This is a genomic window from Pseudomonas sp. W2Jun17 (assembly GCF_023127795.1).
Classification (GTDB): domain Bacteria; phylum Pseudomonadota; class Gammaproteobacteria; order Pseudomonadales; family Pseudomonadaceae; genus Aquipseudomonas; species Aquipseudomonas synxantha_A.
On the sequence record NZ_SPKO01000007.1, the window covers coordinates 152,153 to 167,430 of the forward strand.

Genomic DNA, 15,278 nt, shown 5'->3' on the forward strand with positions numbered 1-15,278 from the left:
GTTCAACCTGCACGGAAGATCAGGTAATCCTCCCAGTCGTCCTCTGGCACGCTGCCTTCGCTGAGCATGCGCCCGGACTGGGAAATGCGTTCATGGTGCACGGCGTCGCGATCGCCGCAGACCAGGTGGTGCCAGAGCGGCAAATCCTTGCGCTCGCTGACCAGACGATAGCCGCAGGTTGGCGGCAGCCATTTGAACTGGTCGGCCTGGCCGGGCGTGAGCTGGATACAGTCCGGCACCGAAGCGCGGCGATTGGGGTAATCGGTGCACTGGCAGGTTTTCAGGTCGAGCAGTTTGCAGGCGATACGCGTGTAATAGACGCTGTTGTCGTCTTCATCCTCAAGCTTTTGCAGACAGCACAGGCCGCAGCCGTCGCACAACGACTCCCACTCCTCCTGGTCGAGGTGCTCAAGGGTTTTGCGTATCCAGAAAGGTTCGACTTTGGCGGCCATGGCTCTACATCAGTATCAGAAGGTGAAAAGGCCGCCAGTCTAGTGCCCAAGCCCGTTACGGCCAAGCGCTTACGACTGACGGTGTTGCAAGACTTGTCAGGCCTGGGTTGGCGCAGTAGTTTTGAACCCCGGCTTTTTTCATCAGGATCTGTCCATGAGCGATAACCCACGCGTTGCCGATTACCCGATCCATACCCAATTCACCGAACGCTGGTCGCCCCGCGCCTTTACTGGCGAAAGCATCCCGCAAGAGACGTTGCTGAGTTTCTTCGAAGCCGCACGCTGGGCACCCTCGGCGTACAACTCGCAGCCGTGGCGGTTTCTCTACGCCCGCCGGGACACGCCGGACTGGGAGCGTTTCCTGGGCCTGCTGAATGAGTTCAACCGCAATTGGGCGCAGCATGCGTCGGCCCTGGTCATCATCGCGTCGAAAACCGACTTCATCGCCCCCGGCGCTACAGAAGAAACCCCGGCGCTGTGGCACACCTTCGACACCGGCTCGGCCTGGGGCCACCTGGCGCTGCAAGCCAGCCTCAGCGGCTGGCACACCCACGGCATGGCCGGTTTCGATCAGGAGCTGACCCGCAAAGAGCTGAAGATTCCACAAGGCTATGCGCTGCACGCGGCCGTAGCGGTGGGTAAGCTGGGTGACAAGTCGAACCTGCCGCAATACCTGCAAGGCCGTGAAGCGCCGAGCCCGCGCAAGCCGTTGACTGAACTGGTGTCCGAGGGCGACTTCAGCCTGTAAGCCTAGTGCAACTCCAATGTGGGAGGGAGCAAGCCCCCTCTCACATTTTAGATTGATGCATGGCCAAGGATCAGTAGCCCCGGTCGAAGTCCACTTCGCCGCGCAGCGCTTGCTTGGCCTGGTAGGCGCGCACGTTTTGCACAAACAACGCCACCATCATCGACGGCGAGGTCGGTGCCGAGCTGTGCCCAGTCAACAGCAAACCCCACGCGGTCCAGAACGGGTGGCGTTGCGGCAACGGCTCCTGACGGCACACGTCGATCACCGCGCCGGCCAGATGCCCTTCTTTCAGGGCCTCGACCAGGTCGGCATCCACCACCGCCACGCCGCGCCCGACGTTGATAAACAGCGCCGTCGACTTGAATTGCTTGAACAACGCCGCGTTGTACACGTCATGGGTGTCCGGGGTATTGGGCAGCAGGTTGATCACGTAATCGACCTCGCCCACCAAGCGGCCCAACTGATCGAGCCCGGCCACTTCAATAAAGGGTGCCTGTTCCCGCGCCGTACTGGCGATGCCGTACAGCTTGACGCCAAAGGGCACCAGGAAATCAGCCACGCTTTTGCCAATATCACCCGTGCCGACAATCAGCGCCTTGCGCCCCGCCAGGCTCTGCCCCATGCGGTTGTCCCACTTGCGCTCGACCTGGCTGACCAGGCGCGCCAGCACTTCGCGCTCATGGCCCAGCATATAGGTGAGGACAAACTCGGCCATGACCTGGCCAAAGATGCCGACTGCACGGGTGAGGCGATAGTCGCGGGGCAAGCCATCGGCCAGCAGCGGCGTGATACCGGCCCAGGTCGATTGCAACCACTGCGGTTGATGGCCCTGGCGCAGCAGCGTCGCCAGCAGATCGGGCTGGCCCAGCCACACCGGGCAATCGGCGGCCAGGCGCGAGAGTTCGGCCGAGTCACCGCTGGTCAGCACGTCAAGGTCCGGGGCGGCCTCCTTGAGCAGTTGGGCGTAGAGCGGGTGATCCTGTTCAGCAATCAGAACACGCATGGTTCAAACCTTTCAAAAACAATGCAGACGGCCGCCCGCATCCTTACGGCCACCGTCGTCTAATACGATTCCATTTAAAGCCTGTGCCCTGACACGGGCACTGATCGATCACATCGGGTCGTTGCGGCGCAGCAACTCTTCGGGCAAGTGCTCGATGTACTCGTCTTCGGCCGGCGGCATTTGCAGGTGGTAGCCCTGTTTGTCGAGGTTTTCCAGCACCACGGTGATGTCTTCGCGCGACAGCTTGCGCTCCGGCGTCAGCACCATGTCAAACGCGTGATGCGCCTTGCCGAAGGCCTCCATCAACGGCTCGGGCACGCGCTCGAGGGCATCGCTTTTGAGCACGTAGAGGTACATGCCGTCTTTTTTCTTGCTGCGGTAGATGGAACAAATACGTTTCAAGGCTGTTCTCCGGCATTGGCCAGGCTGTCGAGCAGCGCCTGGCCCATCAACTCGCGGCGCCAGCCACGCAGCGAGTCTGGCAATTGGTAAGGCCCATCGGGGTAGCCACTTTTGACCAGGGCTTCGAGGGTTTTCTTGCGCAGCATCAGTTCCGGCGCCATCTCCAGGCGCTCGGCGAACGTCTGGCCCAGGGCGCGCAGTTGCTTGATCAGCGCGGCGGCGTCCACCGGCAACGGTTCGGCCACGGCGGGAGGCCATTGGTCCATCGGCACGCTACCGGCACGTTTGATCAGGTCCAGCAGGAACTGGCCGTCCTGACGCACGGTACGCGGGTGCATGTCTTCGATCTTGCCCAGCGCGGCCAGGTTATCCGGCTGGGATTTGGCCAACGGCCAGAGCGAATGCTCGCGGATGATGCGGTTGCGCGGCAGGTCCCGGGCGCGGGCCTGCTGTTCGCGCCAGGCGCACAATTCACGCAGCACGGCAAGTTGGGCACGGGACAGTTTCCACGCCAGCTTGGCATCGCGGTACACCTCGAAAGGGTCGATTTCGCGGCGCAGGTTGGCCACCAGTTCGGCACCGTCTTCCAGGACCCAGGCGTACTTGTCATCCGATAGCTGCGGGCGCAGGCGAATATAGACCTCGGCCAGGTGCACCGCGTCTTCAGCGGCGTAGCTGACCTGCGTCTCGGACAATGGCCGCTGCAGCCAGTCCGAACGGGTTTCGCCCTTGGGCAGCTCGATATCCAGCACGGCTTGCACCAGGCGCGAATAGCCCATGGAAAAGCCGAGGTTGAGGTAAGCCGCGGCCAACTGGGTGTCGAACAACGGTGCCGGCAGGCTGCCGGTCAGGCGCAACAGCACTTCCAGGTCTTCGCTGCAGGCGTGCACCACCTTGATCACCGCCGGGTTCTCCAGCAAAGCGGCCAAGGGTTGCCAGTTGTCGATGGTCAGGGGGTCGATCAGGTAAGCGCGTACGCCATCACCGATCTGGATCAGCCCGGCAATAGGGTAAAAGGTGTCGACCCGCATGAATTCGGTGTCGAGGGCGACGAATGGCAACTGCTGCCATTGGGCGCAATGCTGGCCGAGGCTATCGTTGTCGCAGATCCAGTGAATATCGATGGCCACACGGCTCTCCCTTGAAGAATGGCGCGCAGTATATATCGCGAAAGGGGCTTGCGAGCATCCGTAGTGCACACACCATCATGAAAACTCCGACAGGAGATGAAGAATAGTCCGACATATGGGAGTTATCCTCTCTTACGCAGGACGTACACACACCACAGTTTGGAGCCCGGCAGGAACTCCTGGTAATTCAGAACCTTGAAGCCCGCCTGACGAAACTCATCCTCTACCGGTGTACCCGCGCTTACGGAAACAATCACCGTGTCGCGGCTGACGCGGTGAAACTCGCGCAACAACATTAATCGCACATCGCTGCTGGGCACATGGCGAAACAACTCCAGGCAGAAAATACAGTCCACCGCGTTCGCCGAAAGGCCAATCGAAAACGCCGAGCCCTGGAAGGTTTTGACACGTTTTAGCAACGTGCCCGGGTGATGGGTGCGCGCGTGGTCGAGCATGGCCTGGGAGTTGTCAGAGGCGAGGATCACCCGGTTGACGTGCTCGGCCAGCACCGGCCAGAAGCGCCCCGAACCACAGGCCAGGTCAAGGATAAGCCCTGGCTCACCCGCGACCTTCAGCGCATGGCGTACCAGCCGCGCATCCCGCCACGCGGCCAAGCGCTGCAACAGCCTTGGCGGACGCGGATCACCGCACACCCTGGCATGCTCACGGTCACAGCGCTCGGTGAATTCAGTCTCGATGGGGGATGGAGGTTGTGGCGACATCACGGGCTCATGTGGGTAAAACGGTAGTGAACGACCTTGATTCCCAGCTTAACCACTGCAACGTGAAAAAAAGGTCGAAAGCCGCCACCGTAAACTCCGTCACGCCTGATGCAGGTACCAACGCCAATCCTGCTCGCCGACCTCGCCCATGAACTGGCGATATTCGGCACGTTTGACTGCCAGGTAAACACCAAGGAATTCACTGCCAAACGCATCCTTTGCCCATCGTGAAGCCTCAAGCGCACGCAGGGTGGTCAGCCAGTCAGTGGGCAACAGCTCCTTGGCCTGGGCATAACCGTTTCCTTCCACCGGGGCGCCAGGGTCGCGTTGCTCGCGAATGCCGCGATGGATGCCGGCCAGGATCGCGGCGGCCGCCAGATAAGGGTTGGCATCGGCGCCGCAGATGCGGTGCTCGATATGCCGGGAACTGGCCGGGCCACCGGGCACGCGCAGGCTGACGGTGCGGTTGTCCACGCCCCAGGTGGCAGCCAGCGGTGCATAGCTGTTGGTTTGGAAACGCCGATAGGAGTTGGCGTTGGGGCAGAACATCAGCAGCGAATCGAGCAACGTACTCAGCATCCCGCCCACCGCCTGGCGCAGCAGTGGCGTGCCATCAGCCGCCTCGCTGGCGAACAGGTTATTGCCCTGGGCATCGGCCAGGCTGACGTGCATATGCATACCGGTGCCGGCCAGGTCGTCGAACGGCTTGGCCATAAAACATGCGGCCATCCCGTGCTTGTGGGCCACGCCCTTGACCAGGCGTTTGTAGCGCACCGCTTCGTCCATCGCCTGTAAAGCATCAGTGCGATGTTCAAGGGTAATTTCCACCTGGCCCGGGGCGTACTCGGAGATGGCCGTTCGCGCCGGGATACCTTGCAGCTTGCAGGCGCTATAAAGGTCGGCGAGAAACGGCTCGATCTGCTCCAGTTCGCGCAGGCCGTAGACCTGGGTCGAACGCGGGCGATTGCCGTCCATATCCCGCGCCGGTTGCGGACGACCGTTGCCGTCGGGCTTCTGGTCGAGCAGGTAGAACTCCAGCTCTGCCGCCATCACTGGGTAATAGCCATCGGCTTTGAGTGCATCGATGACCTTGGCGAGCAAATGCCGAGGGTCGGCCACGGTAGCGGGCAAGCCTTGTGTGGGGTGCATGCTGACTTGCACCGCCGCGGTGGGGATCAAACGCCAGGGCATACGCTGCAAACTGCCACTGATCGGGTAGGCGCGGCAGTCGATATCGCCGACTTCCCACACCAGCCCTGAGTTTTCTACGTCATCGCCATTGATGGTCAGGCCGAGAATGGTGCTGGGCAGTGGCCGACCGGTTTCGTACACCGCCAGCAGTTCGTCGCGGTGCAGCAGCTTGCCGCGGGGTACGCCGTTGTTGTCGAGGATAAACAGCTCGAACATCTCAATGTCGGGGTTCTGCTCAAGGAAGGTTCGGGCTTCGTGCAGGTGGGCAAAGACACTCATGGCAATTCTCATACGTTTGGGTCGGGCAGATGCAGATGGGCACAGGTGCACGTCATCCGTGGGGGTGGATCAACGTAGAAAAGAGGTGTCTGGCGGGCGCGCGTGTCGACAATGGAACAAGGCCCAGAACGCAAGTGCAGAAGGCAGTGTCGCGGCGTGAGTGTCGGGGCAACCGTCCATGCGCGGATCACAGAAATAGAGAACCCCGAGCGTCACACGCCTGGATAGGCGGTTAAATTCAGGCTTGATGGAGTTTGGGTACAGTTTGGCTAAACATTCCCCACGCCTTGCCACCCTGCCCGGCGCTGGAAATAATGGGCGCCCCGACCGTGCCCCAAGGACTCGCCCCCATGAAAGCTCCTCTGGCCCTCTGTGTGCTGGCAAGCCTGGTAAACATCGCCCAGGCCGACACTGTCCCGTCACGTCTTGACGAGGTGATCCAGCGCGGCACCCTGACCGTTTGCACAACGGGCGACTATAAGCCCTACACCTCATTGCGCGCCGATGGCCATTATGAAGGTATCGACATTGCCATGGCCGAGTCCCTGGCCAAGAGCCTCAACACCACGATCAAGTGGGTGCCCACCACGTGGAAAACCCTGATGCCGGACTTCCTCGCCCAACGGTGCGACATCGCCGTGGGTGGGATTTCGGTGTCGTTGGAGCGGCAGAAAAAGGCGTTCTTCAGCCAATCGCTGGGGGTTGACGGCAAGATCCCACTGGTGCGCTGCGCCGATGTGCAGCGCTACCAAACGGTTGAGCAGATCAACCAGCCACAGGTGCGGGTGATCGAGCCGGCAGGTGGCACCAATGAAGTGTTTGCCCGTGCCCACCTGGGCCAGACGCAGATTCGCCTGCATGACAATGTGACGATTTTTGATGAGCTGCTGGCGGGCAAGGCCGATGTGATGATTACCGATGCCAGCGAGGCGCGGTATCAGCAGAAGCTCAAGCCGGGGTTGTGTGCGGTCAATCCTGAGCGGCCGATGCAGTACAGTGAAAAAGCCTTCCTGCTACCTCGCGATGATGTGGCCTGGAAGAGTTATGTGGATCAGTGGTTGCACTTGAGCGTGGCGACCGGGGGGTATGCGGGGATTGTCAGCCAGTGGTTGGCTGCGCCTTGAATTTGCTGCCATGACGGCCTGTCTGGCACACCGAGATCCAAATGTGGGAGGGGGCTTGCTCCCGATATAGGTGGATCAGCCAAAAAAAATTGTTAACTGACACTCCGCTATCGGGAGCAAGCCCCCTCCCACATCAGCTCGACGAACGCCCTGCAGGCGGCGCTGCGGTAGGCGCCCTTGCGGCTCAATAGTGCGGCAGTACGCTGCGGCAGCGGTGGGTCGATGGTCACGGCGTGCAGCCCCGTCTGCGCCTCGGCCAGTGCTTGGGGCAGGACGGTTGCCAGTGACGTGTTGCGGACGATTTCGATGATTGCGCTGATGGAGTTGGCTTCCATGGCGATAAATGGTTTCACACCTTGCCCGCGGCAGTAGTCATCGATATGGCGGCGGGTAGCGAAGCTCGTGTTCAGCAGCACCAGGGGTTGTTCAAGCCAAACGAGTCGGCTCAATTGGGGATGGCTGGCACTGACCACTACGCTCAGTTGTTCGACAAACAGCCCCTCGCACTCAATGTCCGGCCCATGTTCGCCGGTAAATCCGATACCGATATCCAGCAGGTCTTCGCCCAGTGCAGCTTCGATACGGTCCTGGGTCAACTCCTCGACGCTGAGGGTGATGCCCGGGTACAGCGTATTGAATCGCGCCAGCAACGGGCCGATCAGGTAGGCGGTGAAGGTCGGCGTCATGGCCAGTCGCAAATGCCCGCGGCTGAGGTCTTGCACATCGTGTATGGCGCGGCTGCCGGCCTGCAGGTCCTGCAAGGCCAGCCGCGCAAAGCGCACATAGGCTTGCCCCGCATCGGTCAGGCTGATACTGCGCCCGGAGCGGTCGAGCAGCGGCGCGCCGAGGCTTTCTTCCAGCTGTTTGATCTGTTGTGAGAGGGTCGGCTGCGATACATGCAGCGCTTCGGCGGCGCGAGTGAAGTTGCGATGCTCGGCAACGGCGAGCAAGTAACGGATATGACGCAGCAGCATCGACAGCGCTCCAGCTATAGGCATGACTTATGGACAGCATCATAAACCGGTCTTGGACGCTATAGCCGAAAACTTCCATCCTTGCCCCATCAGCGACGCAAGGAGAACCACCATGCAGCATCTCATCGATGGCTTCCGCAAATTCCAACGTGAAGCCTTTTCCCAACGCAGCGACTTGTTCAAGCACCTGGCGACCACACAGAACCCCGGCACCTTGTTCGTGTCCTGCTCCGACAGCCGTGTCGTACCGGAGCTTCTGACCCAGCAGGAACCCGGCGATCTGTTCGTGATCCGCAATGCCGGCAATATCGTGCCGTCCTACGGCCCCGAGCCGGGTGGTGTGTCGGCCACGGTTGAATATGCGGTGGCGATACTCGGGGTCAGCGACATTGTGATTTGCGGGCATTCGGACTGCGGCGCCATGACTGCCATTTCCACCTGCAAGTGCCTGGACCATCTGCCGGCCGTGGCCAACTGGTTGCGTCATGCCGAGTCAGCCAAGGTGATCAATGCATCCCGTACGCATGTCTCGGACGCTGCGCGCCTGGATTCATTGGTGCGCGAAAACGTGGTCGCCCAACTGGCTAATCTCAAGACTCACCCCAGCGTTGCGCTGGCCCTGGAACAAGGCCGGATGAACCTGCATGGCTGGGTGTATGACATCGAAACCGGTGGCATCGACGCGCTGGACGGTCGCACCGGACGCTTCGTCTCTTTGCTCGACCATCCAACCACCCGCGCCCACGCTGCCTGAACCTTAACCACCCAAGAGGACATCACCATGTTGCAATCCCAATTCGCCCAAACCCCACGCCTGGCCCTGGCCGATACCGTTATCGACCTCAAGGCACGCAAGAATCTGTCATGGCAGGACCTCACCGATGGCACCGGCCTGAGCCTGGCGTTCGTCACCGCCGCCCTGCTCGGCCAGCACCCACTGCCCAAGGAGGCGGCCGACATCGTGTGCGACAAACTCGGCCTCGACCAGGACGCCAGCCGCCTGCTGCAAAGCGTCCCACTGCGCGGCAGTTTCCCCAGCGGTGTGCCGACCGATCCAACCATGTACCGTTTCTACGAAATGCTGCAGGTCTACGGCTCTACCTTGAAGGCCCTGGTGCATGAGCAATTCGGCGACGGCATCATCAGCGCCATCAACTTCAAGCTGGACATCAAGAAAGTCGAAGACCCGGACGGCGGCTCCCGTGCGGTCATCACCCTGGACGGCAAATACCTGCCCACTAAACCCTTCTGATTTGCCGCCAACCGTCTACGCTCTTGGCACACCAACAAGAACGAGGGACGGTAAATGAAGAGACTGCTCCGATTCACCTGGCTGCTGCTGTTGTGTTGCAGCCAGGTGCATGCCGCCACGGCACAGGAAGCGGATGCCCAAGCCGCCAAGGCCCTGCTGGAAAAGGCCTTGGCGTACTACCACAAGCAAGGTGACAAGGCGTTCGCCGCCTTCAGCCGTCAGGGCGAATTCATCGACCAGGACCGTTATGTGTTTGTGGTCAATACCCAAGGCGTACTGTTGGCCAGTGGCGGGCCCTCCTCCGCACTGATCGGTCGCGACGTGTCCGAGGTACTCGGGCCCGACCTGCAAGCCTCGTTCAAACAAGCCTTGAGCGTGCCGGAAAGCCAGGGTATCCAGCAGGCTGACTATCGCTGGCAGAACTGGAACGACGGCAAGGTCGAACATAAGCATGTGTTTTATCAGCGGGTGGGCGAACGCATCCTGGCGGTCGGTTATTACTTGCCGCGCGCCACGCCAGAACAGGCACGGGCGCTGCGCAACAAGGCGGTGGAAGCGCTGGTCAAGGATGAAACCGGCACGCTCAAGGCGATCAACTCCTTGCAGGGCGGCTTCTTGCAAGATGATCTGTACGTGTTCGTGGTAGACCTGAACACGCGACGCTACGTCGCCCACGGCACCAACCTGCGCCTGATCAACACCGACTTTGCCAAGATCAAGGACCCGGATGGCAAACCGGTGGGTGTGCCGATCCTCAAGATGATGGCCGAGCAGGACCAGGGCGAATACAAATACCGCTGGAAAAACCCGGTGACGGGTAAGGTCGAGAACAAGCACGCTTATGTGCGCAAAAGCGGGCATTTCATGGTTGCGGTGGGATATTACAGCCCCTGACCTGACTTGAAATGCAATCAAACTGTGGGAGCAAGTCGAATCGTCGCGCCGCCCCTCCCACATTTGGTTTCCTACATTCAATTGGACCTAGCGGGCTTTGTCTTCCCGACCACGCAGCACCCGGTTCGGCATCACGATCGCAGCCGCCAACCCCAGCAACGACACTGCCGCACTCACCATCAGCAAATGCCGGAACGTCACCGCCAACTCCCCGCGTAACGCATCCTGCGCCGGGCCGGGTGCGGCGTTGAGGCCGTCAAGCAGCACGTTGCCAGAACTGCCTTCGGCCACCAGTGCGGCGCTCGTCAAATGGGCGAAACTGGAGTCGTGCAACAGCGCCAGCAGCAACGCCGACATGCAAGCCACCCCCACTGCCCCGCCCAGGGAGCGGAACAGGTTGGTGGTGCTGGTGGCCACACCGATATCCCGTTGCTCTACCGAGTTCTGCGTACCCACCAACGAGGTCGGGAACTGCATACCGGCGGCAATGCCGCACAACAGCATGAATACGCTGGTGAGCACCACCGCCTGGGGCGCGCTGTAGGCCATGCCGAGAATCGCCAGCGGGCTCAACACTGCGCCACTGAGGATCATCGGTTTATAGCGGCCAGTCACCGACGTCATGCGCCCGGCAAAATACGCGCCCATCGGCAAGCCCATCGCCAAGGGCAGCAAGTGCAGGGCCGCACTGTCAGCACCGGCGCCGGTCACGGTCTGGTAACGCAGGGGCATCAGCACGGTCAGGGAAATCGCCTGGAAGCTGGTGACAAAAATCGTGCACCAACACAACACCGCACTGCGGTTGGCAAACAAGTGCATGGGCAGCAGCGGTTCGCGCGCGCGGCGTTCGTGCCACACAAACACGCTCAACGCCAACAGTGCGCAGGCCAGCGACCCCAGCACTTGATCGTCACGCCACGAATGGCCCTGGCCGATTTCGGTGATACCCAGCAACAAGGCGGTGAGGCCGACGATCATCAGCACCGTGCCGAGGTAATCGATGATCGGCTTGCGCTGCGGCACCGGCAGCCCCACCAGAGTGCGATGGGCCACGTACCAGGCGCCGGCACCCAGCGGCAGGTTGATCAAAAACACCCAGCGCCACGACAGGTACTCGGTCATATAGCCGCCCAGCACCGGCCCCGCCACGCTGGCCACCGCGTACATGCTGCTGAAATACCCCTGATAACGTCCCCGTTCGCGGGGAGGAATAATGTCGCCAATGATTGCCTGGCTCACTGAAATCATCCCGCCGGCACCGATGCCCTGGAGAATCCGCGCCAGCACCAATTGCTCCATGCTTTGCGCCATGCCACAAAACAGCGACGCCAGGGTGAACACGCCCATGCCGATCAGCATCATGGGCCGACGCCCATACAGATCGCCAAGCTTGCCGTAGATCGGCACCGCCACGGTCATCGCCACCATATAGCCGGAAATCACCCAGGCCAGCAGGTTGACGTCATGAAACTGCGCGGAAATGGCCGGCATGGACACCGCCACAATGGTCTGGTCCAGGGCGCCGAGGAAGATCGCCATCATCAGCGCAGCAAGAATACTGCGCACGGCGGGAACGGTTGGGGCGGGCTGATTGAGGTGAGTCACGGCAGAACCTTCGAACAAGGCCCGCAGGACAAGATCGCCCGCGGGAATGCTCAATACGATAGCAGGCTATTCGATAGGCTCGTAAGCAAGCCCGACGTAATTTTCTGCAATGGTTTTGCGCCCGGCATCCGAGTGGATGAAATAGTCCAGCTCACTCTCGGCAATGCGCTGGCTGAAGGCGTCCGCCTGGGGAAACTCATGCAGCATCGAGGTCATCCACCAGGAAAACCGCTCGGCTTTCCATACCCGGCGCAGGCAGATAGCCGAGTACTTTTGCAGCAAGTCCAGGCGCCCTTCGCGGTACACCTTGAGCAAGATCCGGAACAACGTGCTCACGTCACTGGCCGCCAGGTTCAACCCCTTGGCGCCGGTGGGCGGGACAATATGCGCGGCATCGCCAAGCAGGAACAGGCGCCCGTACTGCATGGGTTCCACCACGAAGCTGCGCAGCGGCGCGATACTTTTTTCAATCGATGGGCCGGTCACCAACTGCTGCGCCAATGAACCGGGCAAGCGGGTTTTCAGTTCATCCCAGAAACGCTCATCCGACCAATCCTCCACAGCCTCGTCCTGCGGCACTTGCAGGTAATAACGGCTGCGCGTCGGTGAGCGCATGCTGCACAGGGCAAAACCCCGTGGGTGTTTGGCATACACCAGCTCGGCGTGTACCGGCGGCGTATCGGCGAGCACCCCCAGCCAACCGAAGGGATAGACCCGCTCGAATACCTTCAACCCCTGCGCCGGAATCGACTGGCGGGCGACGCCATGGAAGCCATCGCAACCGGCGATGTAATCGCACTCCAGGCGATAGGCTTGGCCTTGGTGATTGAACGTCAGCCAGGGTCGATCACTTTTCAGATCATGGGGCTGTACGTCGCACGCCTCGTACAGCGTGGTAGCGCCGGCGGCTGCGCGGGCGGCCATCAGGTCGCGGGTGACTTCGGTCTGGCCGTAGATCATCACCGATTGGCCACCGGTCAATGCCTTGAGATCGATTGGGATAAGTTGGTCATTAAGGGCAATGTCAAAACCTGTGTGCACCAACCCTTCAACATCCATGCGTTGGCTCACCCCGGCTTCGCGCAACAGGTCAACCATGCCCTGCTCCAACACTCCGGCACGGATGCGCCCCTGCACGTAATCGGAGCTCTGGCGCTCTAGAACAAGGGTTTGAATACCAGCGTTGTGCAGCAGCTGGCCGAGCAGCAATCCAGACGGACCGGCGCCAATAATGGCGACTTGGGTTTTCAGGGTTTTCATTATTTTTATGGCCTTCACGCTTTACCCGAACGTATCGAGTGAAAGAGTTGTCAGTGGAATTGTGGCTGACATTTTTCACTTGAGCGAACCGCATAAGAAGTTGAAAACTGCGTCAAAGCCTGCGCTTTTCGCCAATCGGGGCGATTACCGAACCATTATCCTGAGTATCGGATTGAAACCATGACCAAAACCGCGATTCCGGTCTTCAAGCTTTACGGGGAAAGCCAGCAGTGGCCGACGCCCGATTTGTTGCACTGCGAAACCATTTCCCGGCGCAGTCGGGAATACCAGTGGGAAATCCAGCCCCACCGGCACGCGGATCTGTGCCAACTGCTGTATGTGCACAAAGGCCAGGCACAACTGGAAATCGAAGGCCAGCGCACCACCCTCAATGAAGCGAGCCTGCAAGTGCTACCGCCACTGTGCGTACATGGCTTTCGTTTTTCCGAAGATGTGCAGGGTTATGTGGTGACCCTTTCGGCGCCGCTGGTCAGCCATTTGCAGGCGCAATTGGGCGACACCGTCGATGGCCTGCAAACCCTCGGCAGTTATCCTGCGGGCAAGGACAGCGACTACTTGAACAACCTGTTCGTGCGCTTGCAGGACGAATACGCCGAGGATCAACCGGCACGGGACATGATGTTGCACGCCTTGGTCAGCGTGCTGCTGGTGTGGGTCAGCCGCCAGGCGATCCAGCGTCGTCATCCACGCGCCCCACGTGGCCGTGAGTATTTTCGGCGTTTCACCCAACTGGTCGAACAGCATTACCGTGAGCACCCAAAGATTGAAGATTTGGCCCACAAGCTGGGCATCTCGGTCTCACACTTGAACGGGACTTGTCGGGAATTGGGCGGGCAACCGGCGTTGCAGATCATGCATGACCGCCAATTGCTGGAAGCCAAGCGCTTGTTGACCTACACCAGCATGACCATCAATGAGATGTCCGAGGTGCTGGGCTTTTCCGACCCGACCAACTTCTCGCGACTGTTTCGCCGCAGGGTCGGGTTTTCACCCAAGGCGTTTCGCGAGCAATTGAAGGCCGAGCAGCCTACCTGAGCGCGCTGAAGCTGCCGGTGCGCGGCACGCATTGGTCCTGATGGCAACTGATGGCGAACGCCGCCGGTTGCATGCGCGTTTGCTCAACGCGATAGGCGGCTGTCCCGTACAACGCAGTCGCCAATGCGCAGAGGGTGAAAATCGTCAGGTATTTTCTGGTTTTGATACTCATGGCACAGACCTCTGAACGGATCTACACGGTGCTGTTTAAAGCATAGGTCAGTCAGCGCAAGTTGCCATGATTGGCTGCCATTCAGCGCGTTTATATCGCCTCAGAGGCCGACGTCCCACGCAGGCGCCTCGGGAAACCGCAGCACCAGAAAATCCAGCAGGCTGCGCAGTGCCGAGGGCATGTGCTTGCGCGAAGCGTACACCGCATAGATGTTCATCTGCCGTGGCTCTGCTGCAGGCAGCAAGCGCACCAGTTCACCACTGCGGATCAGGGCACCGGCCTGATAACTGGGGAGCATCGCCACCCCTGCCCCGGCCAGGGTTATACGCAATAACGTACTGGCCTCGTTGGCGGTGATATTGCCGTGCACCGGCACCGACACGTGTTCGCCCTGCTCTTCGAAATGCCACAGGCTCTTGCCGAAATAGGAGTGGGTCAGGCAGTTGTGCCGGGCCAGGTCTTCGACTTTCTGCGGCGCCGGATGCTCACGCAGATAGGCCGGTGTGGCACACACCACCGAGCGGCACACGGTCAAGCGCCGGGCGATCAGGTTCGGGTCCAGGTCATTGCTGGTGCGGATCGCCAGGTCGATGCGCTCGTCCACCAGGTTCACCGTGCGGTCGAGCATCTGCAAGTCCACCGTCACCAGCGGGTAGCGCTTGACGTACTCGGCAATGGCCGCGCCCAACTGCGCCTGGCCGAACGAGGTACTGACGCTCAGGCGCAACAAGCCCCGAGGCGCGTCATCGGGCTCGCTGACGGCGGCCTGCATATCAGCGCACAGCTCCAGCAATTGCCGGCAGCGCGGCAGGGTTTCGCTCCCGGCAGCAGTGAGGCTGAGCTTGCGCGTGGTGCGGTGCAGCAGGCGCGCGCCGACCCAATCCTCCAGCTCAGCCAGGTAACGCGAGACCACCGGGCGCGACAGGTCCAGATGATCGGCGGCGGCAGACTGGCTGCCCAGGTCCACCACGGTGACAAACACGCGCATTGCTTGAAGACGATCCATGATCTGCC

17 protein-coding genes are annotated in these 15,278 nt (G+C 60.8%); 6 read left to right on the plus strand and 11 right to left on the minus strand.

What is annotated here, in order from left to right; translation table 11 throughout:
* Positions 1 to 2 precede the first annotated feature (2 nt).
* Entirely contained in the window at positions 3 to 452 is a 450-nt protein-coding gene (locus E4O98_RS03890; protein WP_003172524.1) for a YcgN family cysteine cluster protein, read from the minus strand.
* A gap of 154 nt (positions 453 to 606) precedes the next feature.
* Here E4O98_RS03890 and E4O98_RS03895 point away from each other — a divergent pair, with 154 nt between their 5' ends.
* On the plus strand, positions 607 to 1,200 hold the full coding sequence (locus tag E4O98_RS03895; RefSeq protein WP_078820608.1) for a nitroreductase family protein: 594 nt from the start codon (positions 607 to 609) through the stop codon (positions 1,198 to 1,200).
* 70 nt (positions 1,201 to 1,270) lie between these two features.
* On the opposite strand, the gene E4O98_RS03900 is transcribed toward E4O98_RS03895, so the two are convergent.
* From E4O98_RS03900 to E4O98_RS03920, 5 genes are all read right to left on the minus strand, one after another.
* On the minus strand, positions 1,271 to 2,203 hold the full coding sequence (locus E4O98_RS03900) for a D-2-hydroxyacid dehydrogenase (RefSeq protein WP_078820607.1): 933 nt from the start codon (positions 2,201 to 2,203) through the stop codon (positions 1,271 to 1,273).
* Positions 2,204 to 2,311: 108 nt separating this feature from the next.
* On the minus strand, positions 2,312 to 2,605 hold the full coding sequence (locus E4O98_RS03905) for a YcgL domain-containing protein (RefSeq protein ID WP_014717482.1): 294 nt from the start codon (positions 2,603 to 2,605) through the stop codon (positions 2,312 to 2,314).
* On the minus strand, positions 2,602 to 3,735 hold the full coding sequence (gene rnd, locus E4O98_RS03910; RefSeq protein ID WP_032877242.1) for a ribonuclease D: 1,134 nt from the start codon (positions 3,733 to 3,735) through the stop codon (positions 2,602 to 2,604). The genes E4O98_RS03905 and rnd overlap by 4 nt, the downstream gene beginning before the upstream one ends.
* Before the next feature lie 122 nt (positions 3,736 to 3,857).
* Positions 3,858 to 4,457: a class I SAM-dependent methyltransferase gene (locus tag E4O98_RS03915; protein WP_005786086.1), complete on the minus strand. Its 600-nt coding sequence runs from the start codon at positions 4,455 to 4,457 to the stop codon at positions 3,858 to 3,860.
* Between the two features lie 99 nt (positions 4,458 to 4,556).
* On the minus strand, positions 4,557 to 5,927 hold the full coding sequence (locus tag E4O98_RS03920) for a glutamine synthetase family protein (protein WP_228309522.1): 1,371 nt from the start codon (positions 5,925 to 5,927) through the stop codon (positions 4,557 to 4,559).
* Between the two features lie 350 nt (positions 5,928 to 6,277).
* Here E4O98_RS03920 and E4O98_RS03925 point away from each other — a divergent pair, with 350 nt between their 5' ends.
* Complete coding sequence (locus E4O98_RS03925) at positions 6,278 to 7,051, plus strand: transporter substrate-binding domain-containing protein (protein WP_223018537.1); 774 nt, start codon at positions 6,278 to 6,280, stop codon at positions 7,049 to 7,051.
* 107 nt (positions 7,052 to 7,158) lie between these two features.
* Here E4O98_RS03925 and cynR read toward each other — a convergent pair whose 3' ends face one another.
* Entirely contained in the window at positions 7,159 to 8,025 is an 867-nt protein-coding gene (gene cynR, locus E4O98_RS03930; RefSeq protein WP_148852362.1) for a transcriptional regulator CynR, read from the minus strand.
* 112 nt (positions 8,026 to 8,137) lie between these two features.
* On the opposite strand from cynR, the gene E4O98_RS03935 reads away from it, so the two are divergent.
* Genes E4O98_RS03935 through E4O98_RS03945 form a run of 3 tightly spaced genes read left to right on the plus strand, consistent with a single transcriptional unit; the run spans position 8,138 to position 10,171 of the window.
* On the plus strand, positions 8,138 to 8,779 hold the full coding sequence (locus tag E4O98_RS03935) for a carbonic anhydrase (protein ID WP_248134203.1): 642 nt from the start codon (positions 8,138 to 8,140) through the stop codon (positions 8,777 to 8,779).
* 27 nt (positions 8,780 to 8,806) lie between these two features.
* Positions 8,807 to 9,277 carry a cyanase gene (cynS, locus tag E4O98_RS03940; RefSeq protein ID WP_005786081.1) on the plus strand — a complete coding sequence of 157 codons (471 nt, stop codon included), beginning with the start codon at positions 8,807 to 8,809 and terminating at the stop codon, positions 9,275 to 9,277.
* Positions 9,278 to 9,331: 54 nt separating this feature from the next.
* Complete coding sequence (locus tag E4O98_RS03945) at positions 9,332 to 10,171, plus strand: cache domain-containing protein (RefSeq protein ID WP_148852364.1); 840 nt, start codon at positions 9,332 to 9,334, stop codon at positions 10,169 to 10,171.
* 87 nt (positions 10,172 to 10,258) lie between these two features.
* Here E4O98_RS03945 and E4O98_RS03950 read toward each other — a convergent pair whose 3' ends face one another.
* Complete coding sequence (locus tag E4O98_RS03950) at positions 10,259 to 11,776, minus strand: MDR family MFS transporter (protein ID WP_248134205.1); 1,518 nt, start codon at positions 11,774 to 11,776, stop codon at positions 10,259 to 10,261.
* Between the two features lie 66 nt (positions 11,777 to 11,842).
* On the minus strand, positions 11,843 to 13,036 hold the full coding sequence (pobA, locus tag E4O98_RS03955) for a 4-hydroxybenzoate 3-monooxygenase (protein ID WP_248134206.1): 1,194 nt from the start codon (positions 13,034 to 13,036) through the stop codon (positions 11,843 to 11,845).
* A gap of 180 nt (positions 13,037 to 13,216) precedes the next feature.
* Here pobA and E4O98_RS03960 point away from each other — a divergent pair, with 180 nt between their 5' ends.
* Entirely contained in the window at positions 13,217 to 14,092 is an 876-nt protein-coding gene (locus E4O98_RS03960) for a helix-turn-helix domain-containing protein (RefSeq protein WP_228309520.1), read from the plus strand.
* Here the strand turns inward: E4O98_RS03960 and E4O98_RS03965 are convergent.
* Both E4O98_RS03965 and E4O98_RS03970 read right to left on the minus strand, forming a co-directional pair.
* Positions 14,085 to 14,264, minus strand: coding sequence for a hypothetical protein (locus E4O98_RS03965; RefSeq protein ID WP_003189580.1), 180 nt, complete (start codon positions 14,262 to 14,264; stop codon positions 14,085 to 14,087). The genes E4O98_RS03960 and E4O98_RS03965 overlap by 8 nt on opposite strands.
* A 100-nt stretch (positions 14,265 to 14,364) precedes the next feature.
* Complete coding sequence (locus E4O98_RS03970; protein WP_248134207.1) at positions 14,365 to 15,270, minus strand: LysR family transcriptional regulator; 906 nt, start codon at positions 15,268 to 15,270, stop codon at positions 14,365 to 14,367.
* Positions 15,271 to 15,278 lie beyond the last annotated feature (8 nt).